The 24,525-nt window shown below is 42.2% G+C and carries 23 protein-coding genes and 1 tRNA gene; 13 read left to right on the top strand and 11 right to left on the bottom strand.

Annotation, left to right across the window (positions count from 1 at the left end; translation table 11 throughout):
* Nucleotides 1–2 precede the first annotated feature (2 nt).
* Nucleotides 3–1,184: an FtsW/RodA/SpoVE family cell cycle protein gene (locus B1K71_RS06185; protein ID WP_077325149.1), complete on the bottom strand. Its 1,182-nt coding sequence runs from the start codon at nt 1,182–1,184 to the stop codon at nt 3–5.
* A gap of 188 nt (nt 1,185–1,372) precedes the next feature.
* Between B1K71_RS06185 and mgtE the strand changes: the two genes are divergently transcribed.
* On the top strand, nt 1,373–2,731 hold the full coding sequence (gene mgtE, locus B1K71_RS06190) for a magnesium transporter (protein ID WP_077325151.1): 1,359 nt from the start codon (nt 1,373–1,375) through the stop codon (nt 2,729–2,731).
* A 71-nt stretch (nt 2,732–2,802) separates the two neighbouring features.
* Nucleotides 2,803–3,327 (top strand): CotO family spore coat protein, encoded by a 525-nt coding sequence (locus B1K71_RS06195; protein ID WP_077325153.1) that lies wholly within the window; start codon nt 2,803–2,805, stop codon nt 3,325–3,327.
* 539 nt (nt 3,328–3,866) lie between these two features.
* On the opposite strand, the gene B1K71_RS06200 is transcribed toward B1K71_RS06195, so the two are convergent.
* The 7 genes from B1K71_RS06200 to B1K71_RS06230 form a co-directional block, all read right to left on the bottom strand.
* On the bottom strand, nt 3,867–4,334 hold the full coding sequence (locus B1K71_RS06200) for a CotY/CotZ family spore coat protein (RefSeq protein WP_077325155.1): 468 nt from the start codon (nt 4,332–4,334) through the stop codon (nt 3,867–3,869).
* 183 nt (nt 4,335–4,517) lie between these two features.
* The gene (locus tag B1K71_RS06205) at nt 4,518–5,222 is read right to left on the bottom strand and encodes a DUF421 domain-containing protein (protein ID WP_077325157.1); all 705 of its coding nucleotides are present in this window, start codon (nt 5,220–5,222) and stop codon (nt 4,518–4,520) included.
* A gap of 140 nt (nt 5,223–5,362) precedes the next feature.
* Entirely contained in the window at nt 5,363–5,794 is a 432-nt protein-coding gene (locus B1K71_RS06210) for a GNAT family N-acetyltransferase (RefSeq protein ID WP_077325159.1), read from the bottom strand.
* Nucleotides 5,791–6,309, bottom strand: a complete 519-nt coding sequence (locus B1K71_RS06215; RefSeq protein ID WP_077325161.1) for a YjcG family protein — start codon at nt 6,307–6,309, stop codon at nt 5,791–5,793. The genes B1K71_RS06210 and B1K71_RS06215 overlap by 4 nt, the downstream gene beginning before the upstream one ends.
* A gap of 118 nt (nt 6,310–6,427) precedes the next feature.
* Nucleotides 6,428–7,153: an alpha/beta hydrolase gene (locus B1K71_RS06220; protein ID WP_077330065.1), complete on the bottom strand. Its 726-nt coding sequence runs from the start codon at nt 7,151–7,153 to the stop codon at nt 6,428–6,430.
* Nucleotides 7,154–7,687: 534 nt separating this feature from the next.
* Nucleotides 7,688–9,505, bottom strand: coding sequence for an ABC transporter ATP-binding protein (locus B1K71_RS06225; RefSeq protein ID WP_077325163.1), 1,818 nt, complete (start codon nt 9,503–9,505; stop codon nt 7,688–7,690).
* Nucleotides 9,492–11,225 (bottom strand): ABC transporter ATP-binding protein, encoded by a 1,734-nt coding sequence (locus B1K71_RS06230; protein ID WP_077325165.1) that lies wholly within the window; start codon nt 11,223–11,225, stop codon nt 9,492–9,494. Before B1K71_RS06230 ends, B1K71_RS06225 begins: the two co-directional genes overlap by 14 nt.
* Nucleotides 11,226–11,441: 216 nt before the next feature.
* Here B1K71_RS06230 and B1K71_RS06235 point away from each other — a divergent pair, with 216 nt between their 5' ends.
* The 3 genes from B1K71_RS06235 (at nt 11,442) to B1K71_RS19840 (ending at nt 12,796) form a co-directional block, all read left to right on the top strand.
* Nucleotides 11,442–12,197 carry a GNAT family N-acetyltransferase gene (locus B1K71_RS06235; protein WP_077325167.1) on the top strand — a complete coding sequence of 252 codons (756 nt, stop codon included), beginning with the start codon at nt 11,442–11,444 and terminating at the stop codon, nt 12,195–12,197.
* Nucleotides 12,198–12,311: 114 nt separating this feature from the next.
* Nucleotides 12,312–12,384 (top strand) — tRNA-Val (locus B1K71_RS06240).
* A gap of 241 nt (nt 12,385–12,625) precedes the next feature.
* Complete coding sequence (locus B1K71_RS19840; protein ID WP_175631845.1) at nt 12,626–12,796, top strand: hypothetical protein; 171 nt, start codon at nt 12,626–12,628, stop codon at nt 12,794–12,796.
* A gap of 43 nt (nt 12,797–12,839) precedes the next feature.
* On the opposite strand, the gene B1K71_RS06245 is transcribed toward B1K71_RS19840, so the two are convergent.
* From B1K71_RS06245 to B1K71_RS06255, 3 genes are all read right to left on the bottom strand, one after another.
* Nucleotides 12,840–13,151, bottom strand: coding sequence for a PLP-dependent transferase (locus B1K71_RS06245; protein ID WP_245799185.1), 312 nt, complete (start codon nt 13,149–13,151; stop codon nt 12,840–12,842).
* Between the two features lie 15 nt (nt 13,152–13,166).
* Nucleotides 13,167–13,796, bottom strand: a complete 630-nt coding sequence (locus B1K71_RS06250) for an FMN-binding negative transcriptional regulator (protein WP_077330067.1) — start codon at nt 13,794–13,796, stop codon at nt 13,167–13,169.
* Between the two features lie 94 nt (nt 13,797–13,890).
* Nucleotides 13,891–14,949, bottom strand: a complete 1,059-nt coding sequence (locus B1K71_RS06255; protein ID WP_077325169.1) for a DUF3048 domain-containing protein — start codon at nt 14,947–14,949, stop codon at nt 13,891–13,893.
* 186 nt (nt 14,950–15,135) lie between these two features.
* Here B1K71_RS06255 and B1K71_RS06260 point away from each other — a divergent pair, with 186 nt between their 5' ends.
* The 8 genes from B1K71_RS06260 (at nt 15,136) to B1K71_RS06300 (ending at nt 24,493) form a co-directional block, all read left to right on the top strand.
* Nucleotides 15,136–16,002: a DMT family transporter gene (locus tag B1K71_RS06260; RefSeq protein WP_077325171.1), complete on the top strand. Its 867-nt coding sequence runs from the start codon at nt 15,136–15,138 to the stop codon at nt 16,000–16,002.
* A gap of 158 nt (nt 16,003–16,160) precedes the next feature.
* On the top strand, nt 16,161–17,114 hold the full coding sequence (locus B1K71_RS06265; protein WP_077325173.1) for a hydroxyacid dehydrogenase: 954 nt from the start codon (nt 16,161–16,163) through the stop codon (nt 17,112–17,114).
* A gap of 223 nt (nt 17,115–17,337) precedes the next feature.
* The gene (locus B1K71_RS06270; RefSeq protein WP_077325175.1) at nt 17,338–19,005 is read left to right on the top strand and encodes a M4 family metallopeptidase; all 1,668 of its coding nucleotides are present in this window, start codon (nt 17,338–17,340) and stop codon (nt 19,003–19,005) included.
* A gap of 368 nt (nt 19,006–19,373) precedes the next feature.
* Nucleotides 19,374–20,156: a helix-turn-helix domain-containing protein gene (locus B1K71_RS06280; protein ID WP_077325179.1), complete on the top strand. Its 783-nt coding sequence runs from the start codon at nt 19,374–19,376 to the stop codon at nt 20,154–20,156.
* A 163-nt stretch (nt 20,157–20,319) separates the two neighbouring features.
* Nucleotides 20,320–21,984: a spore germination protein gene (locus tag B1K71_RS06285; protein WP_245799186.1), complete on the top strand. Its 1,665-nt coding sequence runs from the start codon at nt 20,320–20,322 to the stop codon at nt 21,982–21,984.
* Nucleotides 21,985–22,005: 21 nt separating this feature from the next.
* Nucleotides 22,006–23,109: a GerAB/ArcD/ProY family transporter gene (locus B1K71_RS06290; protein ID WP_175631846.1), complete on the top strand. Its 1,104-nt coding sequence runs from the start codon at nt 22,006–22,008 to the stop codon at nt 23,107–23,109.
* Complete coding sequence (locus B1K71_RS06295; protein ID WP_077325181.1) at nt 23,106–24,272, top strand: Ger(x)C family spore germination protein; 1,167 nt, start codon at nt 23,106–23,108, stop codon at nt 24,270–24,272. The genes B1K71_RS06290 and B1K71_RS06295 overlap by 4 nt, the downstream gene beginning before the upstream one ends.
* Entirely contained in the window at nt 24,269–24,493 is a 225-nt protein-coding gene (locus B1K71_RS06300) for a hypothetical protein (RefSeq protein WP_077325183.1), read from the top strand. The genes B1K71_RS06295 and B1K71_RS06300 overlap by 4 nt, the downstream gene beginning before the upstream one ends.
* Nucleotides 24,494–24,525 lie beyond the last annotated feature (32 nt).

Genomic DNA, 24,525 nt, shown 5'->3' on the forward strand with positions numbered 1-24,525 from the left:
TTTCACCTTGCCTCACTAAACATATATTTTTTCGTTCTCGAGTGGACATTGAGTGCAATACCAATCGCCAGCAAATATGTAATCGTTGAGCTGCCGCCGTAGCTTAGAAAAGGAAGTGGCAGCCCGGTGATTGGCAAAAGCTGAATCGACATTCCGATATTTTGGAATATCTGGTAGGCAAACATACCAACTAATCCTGTCACCAGATAACTCCCATATTTATCATTACTTAATAGCGAAATATGGATAAGCCGATACAGTAACAGGAAAAACAATGTTACAACCAGGCTTGCACCGATAAAGCCAAACTGTTCGGAAATTGCTGTGAAAATCATATCGGTATGCCGCTCTGGCACATACACTTCCATATCACCGATTCCTTTACCTGTAAGCTGACCCGATCCGATTGCGAGCATTGCTAAAATAAGCTGGTACCCGGCATCATAGTTTTTCTCCGGATTAAGCCAACCGTAAAAACGGCTGGATACGTGACCAAACAGAGATTCTTCCAAAAATAGGGAAATCGGTCCCGAGAAAAAGAACCATGCAGCAAACAGTGATCCGCCAACAAGTACACAAAGGAAAAAGATGGTGAAAAGAATCCGCCATCTGATCCCTGAAACCAGAATCATGCTGCCGGTGATTGCTGCCAGTACCAGAAATCCGCCCAGATCCGGTTGAACTGCGACTAAGCCCATCGGCGGGAGGGAAACTGCCAGTATTTTTCCAAGCAGCCAAAAGTCATTTTTCATCGTTTGATCGGGATATTTATCATGATGACTGACCATGACATGGGCAATGATTAACACAAGAATTACTTTCATAAATTCGCCGGGCTGGATTGTGCCAATGACCGGGAATTTAAACCAGCTTACCGCTCCGTTCGCTTCGTGGACAATCCCTGGAGGAAATCCGAAAAACAGCAACAGCAGTGACAGAACACCGAAGCCGTACACAATCCAGGTGATTTGGCGAAAACGATCATAGTCAACAAGCATCGTAACCAGTATGACAAATCCGCCGGCGACATACCACATCGCCTGTTTCAGCATGAAATTTGAGCCGTCATATTTTGCGGGAAGTGTCGGTGTTATGGTATGCAACGTAAAAATACTGACAATCCCCAATAAAATTATAATAAACAATAATGTATAATCAATATTCACTGTTGAACGATTTTTCATAGTTTAACCTTACTTTCTGTATTAATCCTGATTGTTTTTTCCTCTTTTGCAAGTTTACATGAAAATGACGAATAAATTAAGTACTCCTTACAAAAAAGTTTAAGAAATGGTTTTCTTCTGTGAACATGTTGTGATAACTTTTTCCGTGCTATAATGTTTTTTAGACAAGGCAGTTAGGAAGTGATCATGTGGAAAAAAATGAAACCGTACAACTGCAGTGGGATGAACTTCGGCAGTTTTTGTCATCTGAACAGATTGACGCATTTCGGGAAAAATTTCTCGAAATACATCCATATGACCAGGCGCTGTTTTTCATGGATCAGCCAGAAGCAATACGGTTGGAGATATACAATTTTTTATCGCCTGAAGAAACAGCTGACATCATGGAAAATATTGAACTCGAAGACATTGAACCCTATTTCACGGAAATGGATCCGCGATATGCGGCGATGGTTTTCGCCGAAATGTCAACGGATGATGCGGTTGATATTTTAAACGAATTGGATAAAGATAAAGTCGTCAGTTTTTTGACCATCATGGATGATGAAGCAGCTGAAGAAATTAAAGAACTGCTTCATTATGAGGAAAAAACAGCCGGAAGTATCATGACGACAGAGTACATGGCCATTTACCAAACACAAACCGTAAAAGAGACAATGGCCGTGTTAAAGGAGGAAGCTCCGGAAGCGGAAACGATTTATTATATGTATGTGCTGGATGAAGATAAACATTTGGTTGGGGTACTGTCATTACGCGATTTGATTATTGCGGATAATGACGTGCTTATTAAGGAAATCATGAGTGAGAAGATTGTTTCGGTGTCCGTTGCCGAAGACCAGGAAGATGTTGCCCGGATGATTCGGGACTATGATTTCCTGGCATTGCCGGTTGTTGATTTTCAGCACCATTTACTCGGGATTATTACAGTTGATGATATTCTTGATGTCATGGATGAAGAAGCAAGTGATGACTACTCAAAACTTGCCGGGGTATCTGATATGGACAGGCCGAATGACACGGCATTGCTTTCAGCGAAAAAAAGACTGCCATGGCTTATTATTCTGCTGTTTCTTGGAATGCTTACCGCCAGTCTGATTGGCCGTTTTGAGGATGCATTAAGCGTGGCTCCGGTTCTCGCCATTTTTATTCCGCTTATTGCCGGAATGGCCGGAAACACTGGAACACAGGCACTTGCTGTAGCAGTAAGAGGGCTTGCAACAGGGGAATACGGCAAACAGGGCAAACTGAAATTAATTGTACGTGAAGCATTGACCGGACTGATAACAGGAACCGTGTGCGGTATCGTCATAACCGGCATTATTTATTTATGGAAAGGGGAATTTTTTCTGGGGGTTCTCGTTGGCCTTTCCATTATGGCAACCCTGATTGTGGCAACACTTGCCGGTTCGCTTGTACCAATCGTTATGGATAAATTCCATATTGATCCGGCCGTTGCATCCGGACCATTTATTACCACTATCAACGATATTATTTCAATCTTGATTTATTTTGGAATGGCAACTGCATTTATGAGCTTTTTAATCTAGTCAAAAACACATTTTAAAATCCGGGTTCATATACTGGTTTGACAACTGGAATTTAAAGGAGCGATGCATAAATGGGACAGAAAAAGTATGCAAAAAGCCCATTACTTTATATCCATCAGCCAACAATACGAACACCGGAAGCATCAATGCAGCACAATTACCGGACACCGAAAAAAAGTTCCGGCACTGCGCCGGAAGCGGGAACGTCCGGCGGTACTGGTGCTTCGGGATCGATGCCAAAAAAGAAATCCCCAGTAAGGCGTCCGCTGAAACGGGAAAATATAAGCAAACCGGAAATGAATAAAGGAGATGAAGGAGAAACTGCGGGCATTATTGAACCGACGGGTGATGATGAAAAAACAGATGATGAGCCAAAAAAATTTAAGGACATGACAATGCGTGAACGAATCGACTATTTTCTGGATAAACAACATGTACCTGCAATGCGATGTGAAATCAGAACGGAGGAGCGGAAATACCGCGGCCGGATTGTCGACTTCCAGGAACAGGACGTTTTCATGCGTGTCGGCAGAAGAAAATCAACAACAAAAATCCCATTTGACGATATTTTGGAAATAGGCTTGATTGGCTTTTAAAAGGTGTGCGAAGGAATGGCTTCTTATTGAACGAAGTCGATTCCTTTTTTATTTGGTGAAGTTTTGGCAGGTTGAACTGCCTTTTGAAGGTTGATACTTTGCATCGACGGTTGATTCAATCTGTGTGAAGGTTGATATATATACGTTGAAGGTTGATAACTCGCCGCCGATGGTCGATAAACGGCCGATATTGGTTGATATCCGGGGCTGAAGGTTGAATTCCGGATCGGCAGGTTGATACTTTGCATCGACGGTTGATTCAATCTGAGTGAAGGTTGATATATGTACGTTGAAGGTTGATAACTGGCCGCCGATGGTCGATAAGCGGCCGATATTGGTTGATATCCGAGGCTGGAGGTTGAATTCCGGGTTGGAAGGTTGATACTTTGCATCGACGGTTGATTCAATCTGAGTGAAAGTTGATACATGTACATTGAAGCTTGATACTTATTTCTATTCGGGAATGACAGCGGGAGAAAATGTTTCAGAAGCCGATACAAAAAAGGTGCCGCCGCGATTGCGGCAGCACCTTTATTGTTTTAGTTAAATGCTGAAATTGCTGGCAGGCATGTTACATGACAGAAGCAATTCAGATCAACGGTCAGGCAGATTCCAGTTGCACTTAGTGATTCTGTATACTGGCAGCATGGATCATCCGGGCAGCAGTCTTCATCGCCTGGATCTCTCAGTAGTTCGACAACAGCACAGCAATCATCCATTACCTTCTTCACTCTGAAGTAAAAGCTGGCCTCAACATCGCCAATTGTATCAGGATGTGCACCAAAGCCTCTGAAAGGTTTGCATCCTTCTTTACAGTAAAGAATTACAGGTACTGTATCCAAACCATTTCCATTATCTGTTTCACCGAGTAAGTCACTGATGGAGCGCTCACAGCTGGTATCACAGCAATTTTCAACCACATCGTTTTGTGCATCGACTATCTCTTTTAGAATATCGCAAACACAGTTCCCTGTATCAAAATCTTTTCCACAGTTTCCACAACCCATAAATTATTACTCCTTCCTTAGTGTTATTGACTTGTTGTCTTTAATAGGATATGTGTACCGGGGCATATGGTGTGGGCGCTCGTCAGTGTTCAGCTGATTTCTTATATAATTTTATGTATACAATGGACTGTTTGAAACCGTGCCGAAAAACAAAAAAACAGCCACTGGAAATTTTCCAGCGGCTTATGTCGGTTGATCGTCTTTATTTTCAAAAGGGATAATGAATAAGTTTTGTTCTCCTTCAATCCATTCAGCGAAAAATACTTCCTTCACGGAGTTGACTTCCTGCCTTTTTAATTCGTTCTCAAGCCATTCTTTCGTCAATTTCGCTTCCTCAAGATTATCCCATAAAACTTCACCATCATTAATGATAAGCATTGGGAGCATTACAGATTCCGGCTGGAAATTCATATCTTTCCTAGTCGGAGTTTGAAATGCAGATTTTTTTAGAACGGAGACAGTACCATCTGTTTCCAAAATGGCATATTGGACTTCCTGTATGGAAAAGGCATCTTTTGCGCGAAGCAAATGCTGGAGTTGGTTGATATCCAGCTTATTTTTCTTCATTTCCTCCCGTATCAATTTACCCTTATGAATGATAATGGAGGGTTGTCCTTCCAGCATGGATCGGGATGCCTTATACCGTTGTGTGATGTATTCGGTGACATATAAAATAACGCCTGCCACCAAAACGGCGAAAAAGATATCCACCAATCCGGCTTTATCGTCGAAAATCGCATTACCGACTAGTTCACCCAGCACAAGTGCAGCGATAAAGTCAAACGCAGTCAACTGAATGATCTGCGTTTTTCCAAGTACTTTGGTTAAAATAAATAACACAGCAAACCCAAATATGGTCTCAACCAGAATTGACATTAAATTTCCCATCGTAAACCCTCCAGACACAGTATCTGTTAGGTTTTCCAGAATTGAATAATCCATTCATGGGATAGATTGAATCGGGGCTATTCCTTATAAAAGGGGAGGTGAAAACGAAAAAGAAGCCGGATGCAAATCCAAGCTTCTAATCAGTTCAGTTCTTTGACCATTGTCACATGCGGGATGCCTGCGTCCAGGAATTCACCGGATACTACTTCATATCCGAGGCGTTTGTAAAAATCCACTGCATGTGTCTGCGCATTTAATTTTGATTTCGTGAGACCTTCCCGCTGGATTCGGGCTTCCATTGCCCCTATTAATTGGGTGCCATGTGCGTTTCCACGATGTTCCTTTAATACACAGATGCGTTCAAGTTTACCATAGGTGTCAACAAATCGAAGCCTGCTGGCAGCAATCAGCTGATCGTTTTCATGACCTATAAAATGAATCGTCATTTGATCTTCATCAAACGCATCCAGTTCTTCTTCAGGTGGGACGTTCTGTTCATCTACAAAAACTTTCGTACGAACATCAAATGCTTGCTGTTTCTCTGCATCAGATCCAGTTACTTTAATTTTCATATGGTTTCTTTTCCAAATACAAATGATTCATAAACGGTCCATGCTCCATTGTCAAGCTGATAGAGCAGGTGGAAGCGGTCCACTTTGTCCTCAAGCTGAATATCCTTCATATTCAAGCTTCCATAAACATCGGAATACTCATCATGTGACAGTTTTTGCGCGATGGTGATGTGGGGGACAAAGTTGTATTCCATATTTTCCGGAAACTTTCCGGTTTGCATTTTGTTGAATAAATCAATCAGTTCCTGTACCGGTTCAACCTTCAAATAAATTGTATTCGTTACCGGTGCAAAGGTGCTGACTTTATTAACCTGCAGATTGAATGGATCTGTGCTGTTAGCAATATGCTTCAATTCTGTAATAAGTTTCTCAATTGTTTCATCATCTGCTTCAAACGCTTCCTTCAGTGTCAAGTGCGGCGGAATCATTGAATAATGGGGATCATAACGCTTTCTGTATGAGTTAATTTCGTCTTGGACAGGCTTTGATGGGAAAATGGCTATACCATATTTCATAAATAAAACCTCCTATTATTTTTTCTAATTGAATTCGTTGCTATATTTTAGTCTACCTTTGATTATAACAAAAAATAGTATGAAAAAGGAAGTAAAAAATTCTAAAATTAAGAACTATTCACTCAAACATCGTCGTTAACGCTCGACTTAAGTCTTTTTGCCAATACTTCCAGGTATGTTCACCATTCTCCAATTCATGATAGGTGTAACTGACACCTGTATCCTTCAGTAATTTATGCAGTTTTCGGTTTGGCTCCACAAAATCGAGTACTTTACCGTCTGTAGTTTCGACAGCAGTTTCTGCTGTACCAATCGTATGGTAAATATCAATGGTATCAATGCCTTTTGCATTTTGAACTGCATCAATCACCGTATCATCGACATATGGTGACTGCATGATTACATTGCTGAATGTATGTGGATAATTACTTGCAGTCATCAGTGCGAGAGTTCCGGCAAGGGAGTCTCCCATTAGTGTGCGGGACTGACCCATGTGGTATGTCGGTAATAAATTATCCAGGAAGGGGACTGCCTCATGTACGAGAAATTTAATATATTCACGGTTCTGGTCACCGTTCGGATGATATTTTTTCCGGCGGTCATATTTATTTTTATAATGGATCCCGACAAAAATCGTATTGGCAATTTCTTCACTGCTGTGCAACTTATCACTTAACGTTGCCAGCCTGCCAAGCTGATAGTAATCATTTCCGTCATGCGCGATACAAATGTGATACTTGTAAAGCGGTGAAAATGATTCCGGCTGATAAAGCCTTAGGGTCATTGTTTCATTTAAATAGCTGCTTTCAATTTCCTTGTCAATCATGGTTCCTTTGCGTCTGATTGTAAACACCTCATTGTTCTATGTCTGATTCCCGGGATAACTGAATGTAAACAAGCCCAAGTAAAGTTTATCATGTTTTTGAAAGTTATTCTATGTGTCTTTTGACATGGAACGGAAACCGGAGCTGTCTGCCTGCTGTATTGCAAAACTTGATGTGTAACATTTGCCTGGTCCGTGGTATAATGTATATAGAAAATCATAGCCTATTAAAAAACCGCCTCATGCTGGTACATGAGACGGTCCCCAACAGACGAACCCCGACAAGAGGGGGATAGGCACTTCAGGTAATAATCCCTCAGCGCTTGGCTAAAGGCATGGAGGGATTATTTATTTGGCTTGTTATCCGACATTATGAACGCGATTAACATCCCAAAGGATATCATCAGCGTTAATACGGAATCGACAGCCATAAGCACCACCTCCTTTTCGGGAAATTTCCCAAAAAGAACAGTGTGCCTAATCCCTCATGCGAAGCCAATCTGTTGTTCAATCATTGTAACATACCATTCGATAATTTCATTTATCCTGCTGAGATCACCCGGATTCCTGAAGCTGTCCTCTGTATAAATCATAATAATGTCCATGCTGTTCGATTAGTTCATCATGTGATCCTTGTTCTATGACGTTGCCGCGTTCCAGCATGATGATTTTGTCTGCTTCCTGGATCGTGTTGAGTCGGTGGGCGATGACAAAGCTGGTCCGGCCCTGCATCAGCCGTTTCAGTGCATCCTGAATTTTCAGCTCTGTGACGGTATCAATATTACTTGTCGCTTCATCTAAAATCAGAATCGAGGGATCGGCCAAAATAGCCCGTGCAATTGTGATTAGCTGTTTTTGCCCCTGACTGATTCCGCTGCCCTCCTGATCAAGTACTGTTTTGTATCCATTCGGAAGCAGTTGGATAAAATCATGTGCATTAGCATTTTTAGCAGCCTCCTCAACTTCATCATCGGTCGCATCAAGCCGCCCGTAGCGGATATTCTCCTGAATCGTTCCATGAAATAAAAAGGTATCCTGGAGGACGAATGCCATCAGACTTCGAAGGCTTGAACGCTTGATAGCCTTGATGTCGGTGCCATCGAGTAAAATCTCCCCTGTATCATAATTGTAAAAACGCGCAATCAGATTGATAATCGTCGTTTTTCCTGCACCGGTATGCCCAACAAAAGCAATGGTCTGACCGGGTTTTGCTTCAAAACTGATCCCTTTCAGAATCGGCGCTTTTTCATAGGCAAAGGTGACATTGCGAAATTCTAGTTTTCCATCAATCTGGTTAATTTCATGTGCATTTACTTCATCGCGTTCTTCCTGTTTCTCATCGAGGATGTTAAAGACACGCTCCGCACCGGCAACCGCCGATAGCAGAATATTAAACTGGTTAGACAGTTCATTGAGCGGGCGGGTGAACTGGCGGGCAAATTCGGTAAAAATGACAATAACACCAACAGTTATTTGTCCATTAATGGCCAGAATTCCGCCGACAAATGCAATTAGTGCAAAACTTAAAAAGTTCAGCATGTTCATGACTTTGGGAATGAATCCGGCAAAATTCAGTGCCCAGAAACCTGATTCCCTTAAATGTTGGTTCTTTTCCCGAAATTCATCAATAACCCGTTTTTCCTGGGAAAAAGTCTTAATGATATGCTGCCCGGACACTGTTTCTTCAACATAACCGCTCATGTCGCCAAGGTGCCGTTGACGCAGTTTGTACAGCGGTCCCGTTCGTTTTGTAATCCATTTCATCGCCAGAAACATGATTGGAATAATCGTCATTGTTACAACGGTCAATAGCGGACTCAGGTACAGCATGACCGATACCGTTCCAATCAGCGTCAGGATACTGGCAAAAATCTGAATCACGGATTGGTTTAATGTATTGTTGACATTATCAATATCGTTGGTCACCCGGCTCATCAGTTCGCCATGCTGCCGTTTGTCGAAGAACTCTATCGGCAGGTGGTGAAACTGTTGAAAAAGCTCTTTTCTTAAAGAATAGACCGTTTTCTGGGCAATCCCGACCATCCAATAGTTCTGCAAAAAAATCGATACCGAATGGAGGATGTAAATAAATACAAGTGAAAGAAGGAGCATGCCAAGTCCGGATGGATCCTTGGTTACAATGAAATCATCCACTGCCATCCCAACCATGAATGGACCAGCCAGGCTCATCGCCGAACTGACGACAACTGCTAAAATAACGAAGATAAGTGCTTTCTTTTGCCGGGCAAGATACCCCCAGATCCGTTTGATTGTGGCGGAGGTGTTCCGGGCCCGGTCTGATTTGTCGATTTTGATGGAATCAATTGGTATTCGCTTATGGGTAAATGGTCGTTTCAATTCACGAATGGACATTGGCATACTCCTTTCCGAATTGTGATTCAACAATTCTGGTGTACAGGCTGGATTTTTTCATCAGTTCCGTATGTGTTCCAATGGAAAGCATTTGACCATCATCCAGCAATAAAATCCGGTCCGCATTAATTGCGGTGGATATTTTTTGCGTAATAATCAGTGAGGTGCAATCGTATTTCTGTATTGCCTTCAACAGTTGGGCTTCGGTGGCAAGGTCAAGTGCACTTGTGCTGTCATCAAGCATCAGCAGCTTTGGATGCCGGATCAGTGCCCGTGCGATGGAGAGCCGCTGTTTCTGACCACCGGACAGATTAACTCCCTTTTGACCAATCCTTGTATCATAGCCATCTTCCAGGTCTAATATTGTTTCATGGATTTGCGCATCTTTTGCTGCCTGAACCACATCATCCCGGGATGCATTATTTTTTCCCCAGGCAATATTATCGTGAACTGTCCCGCCGAACAAGAGCGGTGTCTGTGGGACATACCCGATGTTTTTCCGCAATTCATTCAGACGAAACGATGCAAGCGGTTTATCATCCAGATAAATTTTCCCTTTTTGGGCCTTATACAGACGTGGAATAAGCTGAAAGAGTGATGTCTTTCCGGAACCGGTCGCACCAATGATGGCCAGTTTTTCTCCGGCATTAACTGTGAAATCAATATTTTCAAGTGCACGTTTAGTTGACTGCGGATAGGAAAAGCCTACATGTGAAAAGGTGACTTTTCCATTGATGGATGAGCTTTTTCCCGTGTTTTCCGTAAAATCAACCAGATCACTTTTTACTTGCAGTATTTCATCAAGACGTTCAGCCGATGCACGCGCACGGGAAAATGCTAAAATAATAAACGTCAGCATGGAAATCGCCATCGCAACCCGTAATGCGTAATTGACGATTGCCACTACATCCCCGACAGAAGTTTCGCCGGCAATGGCCAGGCTGTTTCCGTACCAAAGAATAAAAATCAGGCTTAAATTCATGACAAATAACAGTATCGGCATGGTTGTTTCAATGAACCGGAACGTTTTCCTAGTAATAAGCGCGAGCCCTTCATTTGCATCGGAAAAACGTTTCGACTCATGGTTTCGGCGCACAAATGCTTTAATCAGCCGCATGCCGGCAAGGTTTTCCTGCATGACCTGATTCACATTATCGACATTTCGCTGGACTTTATTGAACATCCGGCTTGCCACTTTCAGAACCCAGAGCAGAAACCCGACCAGGAGCGGGACCGTAACCAGAAAAATAATGGCGAGCTGATAATCGACGATGAACGCCATAATGACACCGCCAATGATCAAAAGCGGAGCCTTCATCATAATTCGGAGTCCCATGAAAATCAGGTTCTGCAGCTGCCTGATATCGTTGGAAAACCGGGTAACAAGTCCGGAAGCAGGGTACAGGTTCAAATCCGCAAATGAAAAGCCCTGAATTTTTTCAAATAATTTCTCCCGCACATCATACGAAAACCCGAACGTTGTATGGGAGGCGAAAAAGGAATTGAAAATCCCGGCGATGAACGCCGTAAACGCCATCGCAATCATGATTGAACCCCACATGACAATGTTATCAAGATCTTTATGTAAAACCCCCTGATTGATCATCTTCCCTAGGAAAAAGGGAAGAAGCAGTTCCACCAGCAGCTCAATAAGCATCAAGCTGTATGCAACAACAATCGGAAGCTTATACGGTTTTAAAAAAGAAAGAACATTCCGCAACACGCTCGCCCCCCATAAGCAAAAAACGAATTGACTATCATTATAATCGCAAAGTCCCAAATAATCCAAACATTTATTTCGAGTGCAGAAATAAATATTCCATATCTGACCAAATCGGGGAGGTGCCACCTGTAGGCATGGGAGGGGGGTTATTGAAAATACTTAGCGCTATCTATATAGTAAAACTATATACAGAAATATAGCGGGGGGATAATTGTGGGGAAGTTTACATTTAAAGATACGGACACGATTGGTCATTTAATAACAGAAAATGAACTATATGAGCAATATCATTATCCGGAGATGCCTATACGGTTTGACAGCAATTTTATTGAATTCAGGCGAATGCCAACGTTGAATGAATTTAAACAGACAGAATCATTTCTGAGAAATTTTCACAGCGATCATAACCAGTACCATCTTCGCTTTTATTTTGCGGATAATGCGAAACCGGCTGGTGAATTGCTGGAATACATCATTAACAATAACTATGACATCGGGTACATGGAATTGTATGGAATTGATCCGAAACAATTTCCGGAAGTGCCGGAAAATCATGACATACAAGTCGAAGAAGTAACTGACATAACGCTGGATGATTACCTGAAGCTGCAATATGAAACTGATATGGAATTTGGTGAATCATTTGCTAAGCAGAAGGTGGACATGAACAAGCGGCAGTTCGCGGATAAGCAATATGTGCAAATCATAGCATACTATCATGATGCTCCCGCAGGCACAATGAATATTTATGCTGGTGATAAGGCAGTGGAAATTGAAAATCTCGATGTACGGGATGAATTTCAACGGAAAGGAATCGGTTCACAACTGCAGTGGTTTGCCATGGATCGTTACCAGGATTCAAGCATCATCCTGATAGCAGACGGTGAAGACACACCGCGTGAAATGTATCAAAAGCAGAATTACCGGTATCTTAGCTACAAATACGAGTTATTAAAAATTCTAAAGTAACAATAAGCCGAATATAATTTGATAACATTCGGGTGGTGCCAGGCACCTAAAAAAGGCTTGACGCCATCTGAGTTTGTCGATTATACTATTTATTGTTCGATAAATACTTTATACGATTCCGTAGCTCAGCTGGGAGAGCGCATGCTTGACAGGCATGAGGTCGTTGGTTCGAGCCCAATCGGAATCACTAACTGACGTCAGAACGTTGTTAAATCAACGTTCTGGCGTTTTTTTATTGGGCTGATTTAGGCAAAAGGACACACATCTGGAATAAAAAGTGTCCTTATTTCTGTATTTGTGGAAAGGAAATTTTGATTTTGACAAGGATTATTTATAAGGTTGTAGAAATTAATAGTAATTGAGGTGGTGAGTAATGAAGGTTATTCCAACGTAAAATAATGTTAGAAAGAAGGCTAGGGGGTACTTAAATGAAAAAAACAATCGATTACTTAAAAGAGGACCTCTATAAGGCAAAGGAAGAACTACAAAACTTAGAAAAGCGTGGCCATACCATAACAGAATGGGTGGATCACCATAAGAACATTGAGCGATGTAAAAAACGACTTCAAAACTTCAGGGAGAAAAGAAAGTTTTTGTGAACCAGGCGGGATTGTATATCTTACTTTTGCACTGTATAACAATTTAATATGCCTTACTTTTTCTTGGCATAATCACCCGGCGCGGTTTTTCAGAAGGAAGAGCTTCAATTAATGATATAATTGCTGCCATTCCCGACGTGAAAGTGACACAATCATGCCCATCCTCAAGCGAAGTCAGGCAGTCCTCGAGAGCACGGCGGTTAGGATTATTTTCACGGCTATATACGAAATCATTTGGGTAAGAACCATCTGCCTCACGTTCAAACGTGGTAGAAGGATGGATGGGCATGGTAACAGAGCTGGTTGATTTGTCAATTGAACGCCCAGAGTGAATGGCTTTTGTTTCAAAACGCATACATATTCCTCGCTTTTAAAGATTATTGTCATAAGCTTTCTTTTCAAGAATGGTTTTCATATAAGATGCAATTTTTTTCTCACCCTCACTTGTGGATTGTTCGAGTTGCGCAATAACAAGCTTTAATCGCTCAGCGGAATGATTTTGACTCAACTTTGCCTTTCCTTCGATTTTATCAATCTTGATTTTGAAGCCAATAATGCCTTTTGCCTGTCCTTCTAAAAAATGAGTATCCAATTCGTCCCATTGATAGGAACTATCTGTATCTTCATATTTCAATACCATTTGATGCAGGGAATCCATCAATTCTGCTCTGTCTATTATCTCGACCCGTCCTTGTACATGAGCAGCTACATAATTCCATGTTGGTACAGCTTTATTTGTTTCATACCAGGAGGACGAGATATAACAATGCGGCCCCTGAAAAACGGCAAGTACCTCCTGGTCCTCTATATCTTGCCACTGCTTATTTGGTTTTGCAAAGTGACCGTACAAATATCTTTCTTCTCTATCCAAAGTTAAAGGAAGGTGGGTCGCATACGGTTGCCCCTGATGTTGGGAAAATAGTGCAGCAAAGCTGTTTTCCTCCATTATCTTAAAAATCACTTCTTCATCGTCGATTTCAAAGTGTTTTGGAATATAAATCATCATTACCCCCGCATCTATTTGAAAATGTATTGTCGCTTATCAATATTTTATAATCCAAACTGGCATTCAGACAAATCCTTTTTCAAATTGATTATCTACCTTTCTCCTCAACAATCGATTTTCTCTGTTTATCAACAACCTGAATCCATGTCTTGCCTGGCAAGGCTTTTATCTTGTGTCCTATACCATCAAAGAAAACAATATTCCCTTTAATATTTTTCCATTTGCCATTGATTTTCTTTTCATTTACATAGTAATCCAGTTCGCCTTTTGTATTAAAGTTGATGTGAATATAGCCGCCGTCTGTTGCCATATCACGATGTTTTGCATATAAGATAAACAAATTTTTCGTTTTAATCTGTGTTCCTGTTACCCTGTCTGTATGCGGTTTATTTTCGAGAATACGACGATAAACTTTTGCTTTTTTATCATATTGATACGAAGTGTGTACGTTGTTAGGGTCGGAATAATTAATCGTTATTTTTGATACGTTTTCGTCGAATCCGGAAACCTTATCTGTGTATTCAAAGTGTGGGTTCCGCGGTTTCTGTTTAAGGTCCGGAAGCCTGTCGGTAATCAAATATGCATTATGGGGTGCTGCTCTGCTATTATCGCGTTCGAAATACGTATTCCCATTGCCGATTCCGTCCAAATGGGTGAGATCTTTCCTTTTTAAATTGTTATAGGCAAAAATAGTGCCTCCATAGTGAATAAAAGGTGCATTCCATGATTGAAATATTGGCAGAAAGTAATGTCTGGCGCTCCGGACCGGGCCGATTTTTTCCGGTATGTCACTGTGAAAAAGTGCGAGGAAACGGGTGATGTTGTATTCCACTTCCATTTCATATACAACATCCGCATTCACAAGACCTGTGTGCGGCCTTGCATCCACTGAATTCTCGACGATGACACCAAAGTAGTTTTTACGCTTATCGGCTTCTTTTATTGGAACGCCTGTTGTTGCAACTCGTTTAACCGGATTTGATTTATTCGGTTTCGCCTTGGTTTCATCTGGTGCTTCCTTTTTTTGTTTTTCCACTGTTTCTTTTTCGGGTTGTTCTTCAGTTGTCTTTTTTTCTTGCTGGTTTTGACAACCGGCAATCATGACTAAAATGAGCAAGCTGATCAATATAAGGATGATCCGTTTCATCACGAGGAAATCTCCTTTCAAGGTCTTTCATTATCGTACCACTTTTTTGAATAAATTAAATAGGCTCCTGGTTGGAGTGCATATTGCCTGTACCTATTTTCAAAACGAAACAAATCCCTTTCTATTATTTTTATTTTATATTAGCATTGTTTAGGTGAATATGTAGGGCAATAGGAGGAACAACAGATGTCTGATCGCAACAAGGGCATTTTGTTATTGTTGGTTTCGGCGCTGGGCTTTTCATTGATGGGGGCATTCGTGAAGCTGAGCGGTGATTTGCCGACTTCGCAAAAAGCCTTTTTTCGAAATATCGTAGCTGCAATTATTACATTGGGATTCGTGCTTTATCATAAAGAAAGAGTTTTCGGGAAAAAAGAAAATCAAAAACTTTTACTTGCACGTTCGGCACTTGGCACTGTCGGGATTGTGCTGAATTTTTATGCCATCGACCGGTTGGTGTTGTCAGATGCCGAGATGCTTAACAAACTCAGTCCGTTCATCCTGATTATATTTTCGGCGATTTTCCTGAATGAGGTTGCCCGCCGGTTCCAGGTTATGGCTGTTATTGTGGCGTTTATCGGCGCATTATTCATTATTCAGCCTGAATTTTCCGTGGATATATACCCATATATAATAGGTGTGCTTGGGGCGGTGTTTGCTGCAGGTGCATATACATTTCTGCGGGTGTTGGGAAACAAGGAAAAATATTATACCGTCGTGTTTTATTTTTCCTTTTTTGCAACCGTGGTGCTGCTGCCATTCACCATCGTTTTTTATGAACCGATGAGTGTGCAGCAATGGATTTATCTTATACTGGCTGGAGCTTGTGCCACTGCAGGTCAATTTGGGATTACGCTTGCATATAAGTTCGCACCGGCCAACGAAATTTCAATTTTCTTTTATTCGACCGTTGTTTATTCCGCTTTATTGAGTATTGTTCTGTTCGGACAAATTCCGACCTTGATTAGTGTCATCGGCTACATCATTATTTTTGGTTCATCTTTCTACATGTTTTTGAAAAATAATCAAACGGACATGAAGCAGGCAAAATAGAAGACGGAAAAACAGAGCCGCATCATCCCGATGCGGCTCTGTTTTATTTCCTTCCTCTTTTGCATATAAATTCATTAAGTCATCATCCGTTTACTTCACGGATAAATCAGGTACAACAAATATAGATACCCTGATCATTGGAGAAGGAGTGAAGAATCATGAAGGTGCTTGTTACGGAATTAATGTGGAAAGATGGTATGGAAGAGCTGGAACGGAATGGTTATACTGTGGATTATGATAAGGAGTTGGCACGGAAAAGAGAGGAACTGCTTGAACTGGTACCCAATTATGATGCGCTCATTGTCCGGAATGAAACGAAGGTCGATCCGGAATTGCTTGATGCCGCTAAAAACACTAAAGTTATTGGGAGGCTTGGAGTGGGTGTGGATAATATTGATCTGCAAGCCGCAAAAGAAAGAAATTTGCCAGTCATTATAGCCAAAAATGCAAACGCCACATCTGTTGCCGAGTATGTGATGGCTTCGATGCTGGATGCATCCCGTCCTTTGAATGCAGCGGATGCCGATGTACGTAAAGGTAATTGGAACCGGAAACGATTTACCGGATATGAATTGAACGGAAAAACGCTTGGACTTGTCGGAATGGGGGAAATCGCCAACCGTGTGGCAAAAAGGGCAAACGCATTTGGGATGCATGTTATTGGCTACGATCCGTTTGTTGCTCCCTTTGATCATGTACTGGCGGAAACCGGGGTTCGTCCGGTTGATGAGCTCAATAAACTACTCGCAGAATCGGATTTTGTTTCAATTCATGTCCCAAAAACAAAAGCGACACAGCATATGATTAACAAAGATAATTTGAAGCAGATGAAGGCGCATGCCTATATTATCAATTCAGCAAGAGGTGGAATTGTTCACGAACAGGATCTTGCCGAAGCGGTGCAATCAGAAAATCTTGCCGGTGCTTATCTCGATGTCCTGGAAACAGAACCGGTTCAGAAAGATTCACCGCTCGCCAAAGTGGAATCTATTTCTCTTTCTCCGCATATTGCCGGATCGACGGATGAAGCACAATCCCGAACAGCCATGCTGATTGCAAATGAAGTAATGAAGGTGCTTAACGGAGGAAAGTCGATTTGTGCAGTTGTTTGACCGGTAATACCAGCCATTTGATACTGTTAAAAAAAGCTGAACTCATCCCAGTGAATTCAGCTTTTTTATGCCAAAGATTAGGTAAAAAGGTCCCGGCAAACAGCAATAACGTTACATACTGACTATTTTTCCAAATATAAGAAATAGGTCGAATTATATCTACAATTATCCATCTTTTTCGTATATAATCGAAATCAAACGATTTAAGGAGGGGATTTTTTTTATGAAGAAGAAATGGGTCATCCCAATGGTACTTACAGCTGCTATGATCACGACTCCGGTCGGTACTTCCGCACATGGAGCAACCGTAACTGGTGTCAAACAAACAGAGCAGCAGGTTCAGAAGCTTAAGGCAAATCAACTGAATGTACCTGTATTTGTAACAGCAAAGGACTTGCAAAATAACGGCCAAACCGATGCACGATTCCTCTTAGACAGCAACAAAAAAACCCTCAACATGAAAAACTCCAATTTTAATGTAAAAGAAACGAAAAAGGACAAGCTCGGCATGAAACATGTAACACTGCAGCAAACCATCAACGGTGTTCCTGTAGAAGGCAGTGAAGTTATTGTCCACTATGGAAAAGATGGCCAGGTTAACACGTTAAATGGCTATTACAACCGTGCGGCCAGGCATGATGACATATCTGTTAAACCATCCATATCAAAAGACCAAGCATTGGATACAGCAAAGAAATCCGTGTCCGCCCCAAGTGCACTTCCATATGATCCAACAGTTAAGCTTGTGGTGTATCCTTACAAGGGTAAAAACTATTTGGCGTATAAAACAAACGTGAATTTTCTCGGGAAAAACCCGGGAAACTGGTATGTTTACGTTAATGCAAAAAACGGCAACGTAATTGATAAAGTAAATACAATCATGGATTTAGGACAATACAAGAAGGCTTCAGGATCCGGATTTGGCGTGCTGGTAGAACACCGAAACCTTCATATTTCCCATAAAAATATTCCTGATGATGGGGTGGGCACTCTATTCTTCCTGAATGATATTTCACATGAAAATCTTGACGGCATTCGGACGTATGATTTTAACAATCAATGGAGTGGTCAATTTCCAGGTGAATTATATTCCGATAAAGACGCTGCATTTCATGACAAATATGATCGTGCCGCAGTAGATGCGCACTACAACTCTGAAAAAGTTTACGAGTATTATATGGAAGAACATAATCGGAACTCTATTGACGGAGAAGGCATGGCAATCATTTCAACCGTTCATTTCGGTAAAAATTTCAACAATGCTTTCTGGAATGGTAAACAAATGACATACGGAGATGGTGATGGGGACTTTTTCATTCCGCTTTCCGCCGGTTTGGATGTTGCAGCCCATGAGATGACACACGGAGTCACTACGCATACTGCCGGATTGCATTACCGTAATCAATCCGGTGCTTTGAATGAGTCGTTCTCTGATATATTCGGCGCACTGGTGGACAAAGAAGACTGGGAGGTCGGCGAGGAAATTATGGGGGATGAAGCAGTGGCATCAGGAAGAACATCTCTAAGAAGCCTTAGCAATCCAAACAAATATAAAGTTTCGGCAGACTATGTGCCATATGGAGACGGCAGCGGCACATATCCGTCCCATATGGATCAGTTTTATGATTTGCCGCTTGCATTGGATAACGGAGGCGTACACATCAACTCCTCCATTTTCAATCATGCTGCATATCTGATTGGAACGGAAATCGGAAAGGACAAGCTCGGTCAAATCTATTACCGTGCATTGGTACACTATTTAACTCCGACATCCAATTTTAGTGATGCCAGACGTGCAGTCGTGCAATCCGCCACTGACCTTTATGGCGCGAACAGCACCGAGGTACAAGCATGCATTGAAGGATTTGATGAAGTCGGAATTACAAAATAACCTCCTTTATGGGGCTGGGACATAACAAAACGTGTAATTCAAAAGACGAACGATTAGGGATTTAGCGTAGGAAATATACGGAGACTCCTGCGGGAGGAAAAGCCTAGGTGAGACCCCGCAGTGCGCAAGCACGAGGAGGCTCAGCAGCTGCCCGCGGAAAGCGAAGTATATTTCCGGAGCGGCTATACGCTTCATTTCCAATTAGTTGTTCGGAATTTTCTTTGGATAATGCGCTTTTGTCCCAGCCCTCTTTTTTTCCAAACAGAAATTGTAATTTTGGAAAAGGAATTATGAAATATTAGTAGAATATAAAGGTAGACCAATTGATTGCCTCTATTAAAATCCACTGAAAGGCGGTTGCGGTATAAATGTCCGGCAACTATCCTGAAATAGATGAAGTAATCAGCTTTATTCATCAGAATCTGTACGAGCCGATTTCACTTTCGGGGCTGGCTCGCGAGGCTGCTTACAGTCCATATCATTTCACCCGTATTTTTAAGGAGCGAACCGGGCTGACACCGCAGTATTATGTCGCTTCTGTCCGGTTGCAGAAGGCAAAAGACTTGCTGATCAATACTAATCTGAGTGTCCGTGATATTGGAATGGAGATTGGTCAGCAAAGTCTTGGAACTTTCACTACCCGTTTTACTAAGCGTGTCGGATTATCCCCGTCCCAATTCAGACATTCCAGGCAGCAGGCAGGGGAAGATTTTTTTGCATTGAAACAGCTCAATAAAAGCCGTTTGCTCCTTCATGATGTTCAGCGCAAGGTTGAAGTAAAAGGGATTATTCGAGGGGAAGCGCCGTTTGATGGTTTTGTCCTGATTGGTTTATTTCCGAAGCCGATTCCTGAAGGGATGCCGCTTTATGGTACGCTGCTGTTTTCGCTCGGGAATTTTTCCTTTTCCAATGTGAAGCCGGGAACTTACTATCTGATGGCGACCTCCGTCACATGGGATATGCAGCCCATTGACTTTTTGCTTCCACATCGGACATTAAGGTATAAAGCAAACGGTCCTCTGATTGTAAAGCCGAATCTGCCGGTTCCGTTTCTCGATATTACACTGCGGTCTCCACGACTTGATGACCCGCCGATTCTGATATCATTGCCGCGCCTGATGAACAACTTTTTACAACGGACAAATCAATAAAAATACAATAGAACAATGTATTTATCTTTTGATGATTGCGGAAGGACTGGACTCTTCATTCGTGGAGTGCAGTTTTTTTATGCAGTTATAAAAGTACATATTTGCTCCAATAAAACACACACTAATGGAATGACAATTTTTGAATGGGCGGGGGTGGTCTTGGATGAAGCATAAAAAGCCGAAGTCGTTGTTGGATATGGCAAAACGGCGGAAATCATTGAAATCGGATAGTGAATCTGTATCTAATAAAACAGGCCACACCCCGGCAATAGCAGACAAGGCAGGGGCCAGTACAAATTCGAAAAGCACCCCGAAGTCATCACAGAATGTGACTGGCACAGACCAGCTGGCTGAACAGCTTTCATCGAATGAACAAAAACTTCGTGACAGTTACAGTAATTGTTCCGATGCAATCTTTCGGCAGTTTTACATAGGAGGAGTCAGGGAAGCTTTACTTGTTTATATTGATGGTATGTCCAATACAAATGAAATCGATGACAGTGTTCTTTCACCACTTATGCAAACAACCGATAAAACAGATATCCAAGCGACTGAACTTATCCAACAACATGTTGCGGTTTCCAGTGTCAAAGAATTAAAAACAGTTACGGATTGTCTGAAAGAAATTTCTTCCGGTAATCCGGTTATCATCGTGGACAAGAGCAAAAAGGCATTTGCGCCGGCGCTTTCCAAATGGGACAAACGGGCAATTGATGAGCCGGAAGCTGAGCAGGTGATTAGAGGTCCCCGTGAAGGATTTATAGAAACGATTTCTGTTAATACCTCCTTGATCCGACGAAGAATTCGCAGTCCCAAATTGAAAATGAAATCATTGCAATTAGGCGAATATACGAAAACAACGCTGTTAATTTCGTATGTTGAAGGTCTCGTTGACAAAACATTAATCGAGGAAGTGGAAAACAGATTAAAAAGAATCGATATCGATGGGGTACTTGAAAGCGGTATTGTTGAAGAATTTATTGAGGATTACCCGTATTCACCATTCCCGCAGGTCCTTGTAACGGAACGGCCGGATGTGGTTTCCGCGAACCTTTTGGAAGGCCGTGTTGCTATTTTGGTGGATGGGACGCCGTTTGTCATAATTGTTCCGATAACACTTTATTCATTACTGCAGGCAAGTGAGGATTATTACAATCGTTTTATGATTAGTACAGCTATACGCTGGCTGCGCTATTTGTTTCTGGTTATATCGTTGCTGCTGCCATCCTTGTATGTCGCGATTCTGACCTATCACCAGGAGATGGTGCCTACGTCGCTGTTGATAAGTATGGCCGCATCACGGGAACAGGTGCCATTTCCTGCTTTGATTGAAGTGCTGATTATGGAAATTACATTTGAGGCACTTCGGGAGGCGGGCTTGCGGCTCCCGAAACAAGTTGGTTCCGCAGTCAGCATTGTTGGTGCACTTGTTATTGGTGATGCCGCTGTTTCGGCGGGGATTGTTTCGGCGCCAATGGTCATTGTTGTTGCAATTACAGGGATTGCTTCGTTTACGATTCCGAGGTATGCAGCATCCAGTTCCTTTCGTATGCTTCGGTTTCCGATGATATTACTCGCGGGGACATTCGGCCTGCTGGGGATCATGTTAGGCGTCATTCTAATTATCGTTCATCTGTCAACACTTCGTTCGTTTGGGGTGCCATATCTAAGTCCGATGGCTCCAATGAAGAAGCATGGCATGAAGGATGTCCTCGTTCGGGCACCTTGGTGGAAACTGGATAGACGGCCGCATTTTACCGGGGAATATAACGAATTTCGGCAGTCCCCGAATCAAAAGCCGGATCCGTCCCGCGGCGGTGAAAAATAAGCATAAAGCGAGTTGACACAAATGATTGAAAAGGGAAGAATCAGTGGCGTCCAGATGGCCATTCTAATGTATCCGGCAATAATGGCAACAGCAATTTTGCTTGTGCCTGCTATTTCCGGCAAGTTTGCTAGACATGATATGTGGATGTCTCCAATCTGGGCTTCGCTGGCAGGGTTTATGGCTGTTTATATTGCCTGCCAGCTGAATAAACGGTTTCCCGGGGAGACGGTTATCCAATATAGCGGCGAAATTATCGGACGGATTCCGGGAAAATTGATAGGGTTCATTATTTTATTTTTTTATTTACAAACAAATGGGGTCATAATCAGGGAATACAGCGAATTTGTAGTGGGAAATTTCTTGCCTACTACACCACAAATGATTGTAAATGCAAGTATTGTTTTAGTCTGTGGAATGGCTGTTCAGGGCGGAATTGAAGTTATGGCAAGAAGCGCACAAATTTTTGTCCCTGTAGTTGTAATACTATTTCTTTTCATCATTGTATTACTTATTCCAACATTGGAACCACGGAATATATTTCCCATAATGGAAAATGGGATCATGCCTTCTGTAATGGGGAGTATCGTACCGGGTGGCTGGTTTGCGGAATTTTTTCTGCTGGCATTTTTGCTGCCGCTTCTGGGAAAAGGGGAAAAACCGATGAAATGGGGCATGATTACTGTCCTTCTTGTTATGCTTACGCTAACAGTTGTCAATTTTATTTCATTGGCTTTATTCGGTAACCTGACCTCTACCTTTACCTATCCATTTATGAACGCTGTCCGCTACATAAGTATCGCTGAATTTCTGCAGCATCTCGAGTCAATTGTAATGGCAATTTGGGTAGCAGGTACATTTGTTAAAGTTTCCGTTTTCTACTATGCGATTGTGCTTGGGACAGCACAGTGGCTGGGTTTATCGGATTACCGGCCGATTGTTTTTCCAATCGGTTTTCTTCTTGTTATCATGAATATTTGGTCAGCAGAAAATTTACAGGAGCTTACGCATTTTATAAGTACCAGCTGGACGATTTATTCATTTTTCGTTCAGCTGCTGGTTCCTGTATTACTGTTAATAGTTGCCTGTATATGGAAAAAAAGAGCTAAAGGAGATGCAGGAAAATGAAGCAAATCTGTATTGCCTTTTTGTTGATTTTCTTGCTTTCCGGGTGCTGGGACCGGACCGAAGTCAATGATCTGGCTATTGTAGCCGGAACTGGTCTTGATAAAACCGAAGACGGTAATATTCTGCTTTCCGTACAAATTATCAATCCCAAGGCTAGTGGAAGCAGCACCGGCGGGAGCAGCGGCGGACAAACTTCCGGTAATTTGGCGACCGTAAGAGAGGCGGTTGGCAAAACAATTTTCGATGCAAAATCCAAACTGCAGGAACAAGTGCCCAGAAAGCTTTTCTGGGGCCATAATCGGGCTGTTATTATTGGTCCGAAAATGGCTGAGCAAGGTATTCGAAAACACATTGATTTTTTCGCACGGCATCCATTCCCAAGGCTGCGTGCATTTACATTTATGACCACTAATAATGTTACCGATGTTTTAAAGGTTATGCCTGCTCTGGAGCGGAGTTCTTCAGAGGTTATGCGTGAAATATCGAAAATTAAAGTTGGCATGAGTGTGACTACGAAGGACTTGCTCAATATGCTGCAAGGAAAAGCAACTTCCACAGCGTTGCCGATTGTGGAAGTTATCCCTGAACCACTTGGGACAGAGGGACTCCGCATAAGCGGTACTGCTATTTTTAACAATGCTAAAATGGTTGGTCAGATTGATGATAAATTGACCAGAGGGATTCTGTGGCTGCGGGATGCGGTTGATACCGCTTCCGTAACCATCCAGCCAAAAGGCGTAAAAGGCAATATTTCGTTTCATCTGCTCCGGTCCACAACAAAGCTAATTCCAAAGATAGAAAACGGCAAATGGAAAATAATTGCGCAGATTAAATCATTGGATGATGCCGTGGAAAATGAAACGAAGCTTGATTTAATGAATCCTGACATTGTAAATAAGCTGGAAAAGCAACTTGCACAAGCTATTGAAGAACGAATTCGGCTTGTACTTAAAAAAGTGCAAAAAGAGATGAAGGCCGATGTGTTCACTTTTTCTGACGCATTTCATCGTCATTACCCTAAAAAGTGGAAAAAAGTAGAGGGAAATTGGGAGGAGAAATTTCCGGAAGTCCAAGTGGTTATTCAATGCAACGTCGATATTAAGCGGCCAGGGCGATCCACAGCGCCGGAAGGAGTGCCGCCGGATGAGGTGATCGGCAAATGAAACTTGTGATTCTTTTTGGAATCATTGTAGTCACGGTTCTAGTGACACTCTATACGTGGCCCAAGATAGCCAAAGATCAGCACAAAGAAAAACGTTCTTATATTGTATTAATGCTGTGTGGGTTCGTTCTGTCCGTGCTTCTAATGTATTTCCCGAAATTGCCTGGGCCGACTGAACTGATTGACTGGATATTTGAACCGATGGCAAGGGTTTTGGAGTAGCAGGAAAAAAATTCATTTCTCCATCTGTCTCC

Origin of the sequence: Virgibacillus siamensis, from assembly GCF_900162695.1 — a bacterium.
Classification (GTDB): domain Bacteria; phylum Bacillota; class Bacilli; order Bacillales; family Amphibacillaceae; genus Lentibacillus; species Lentibacillus siamensis_A.

Coding starts and splice junctions, on each gene's coding strand:
- B1K71_RS06255 (WP_077325169.1), bottom strand. CDS start 14,949: ATGAAACGGATCATCCTTATATTGATCAGCTTGCTCATTTTAGTCATG.
- B1K71_RS06200 (WP_077325155.1), bottom strand. CDS start 4,334: ATGGGTTGTGGAAACTGTGGAAAAGATTTTGATACAGGGAACTGTGTT.
- B1K71_RS06290 (WP_175631846.1), top strand. CDS start 22,006: ATGATTGAAAAGGGAAGAATCAGTGGCGTCCAGATGGCCATTCTAATG.
- B1K71_RS19840 (WP_175631845.1), top strand. CDS start 12,626: ATGAAAAAAACAATCGATTACTTAAAAGAGGACCTCTATAAGGCAAAG.
- B1K71_RS06210 (WP_077325159.1), bottom strand. CDS start 5,794: ATGAAAATTAAAGTAACTGGATCTGATGCAGAGAAACAGCAAGCATTT.
- B1K71_RS06205 (WP_077325157.1), bottom strand. CDS start 5,222: ATGGGAAATTTAATGTCAATTCTGGTTGAGACCATATTTGGGTTTGCT.
- B1K71_RS06185 (WP_077325149.1), bottom strand. CDS start 1,184: ATGAAAAATCGTTCAACAGTGAATATTGATTATACATTATTGTTTATT.
- B1K71_RS06225 (WP_077325163.1), bottom strand. CDS start 9,505: ATGTCCATTCGTGAATTGAAACGACCATTTACCCATAAGCGAATACCA.
- B1K71_RS06215 (WP_077325161.1), bottom strand. CDS start 6,309: ATGAAATATGGTATAGCCATTTTCCCATCAAAGCCTGTCCAAGACGAA.
- B1K71_RS06300 (WP_077325183.1), top strand. CDS start 24,269: ATGAAACTTGTGATTCTTTTTGGAATCATTGTAGTCACGGTTCTAGTG.
- B1K71_RS06270 (WP_077325175.1), top strand. CDS start 17,338: ATGAAGAAGAAATGGGTCATCCCAATGGTACTTACAGCTGCTATGATC.
- B1K71_RS06260 (WP_077325171.1), top strand. CDS start 15,136: ATGTCTGATCGCAACAAGGGCATTTTGTTATTGTTGGTTTCGGCGCTG.
- B1K71_RS06245 (WP_245799185.1), bottom strand. CDS start 13,151: ATGCGTTTTGAAACAAAAGCCATTCACTCTGGGCGTTCAATTGACAAA.
- B1K71_RS06195 (WP_077325153.1), top strand. CDS start 2,803: ATGGGACAGAAAAAGTATGCAAAAAGCCCATTACTTTATATCCATCAG.
- B1K71_RS06295 (WP_077325181.1), top strand. CDS start 23,106: ATGAAGCAAATCTGTATTGCCTTTTTGTTGATTTTCTTGCTTTCCGGG.
- B1K71_RS06265 (WP_077325173.1), top strand. CDS start 16,161: ATGAAGGTGCTTGTTACGGAATTAATGTGGAAAGATGGTATGGAAGAG.
- B1K71_RS06285 (WP_245799186.1), top strand. CDS start 20,320: ATGAAGCATAAAAAGCCGAAGTCGTTGTTGGATATGGCAAAACGGCGG.
- B1K71_RS06280 (WP_077325179.1), top strand. CDS start 19,374: ATGTCCGGCAACTATCCTGAAATAGATGAAGTAATCAGCTTTATTCAT.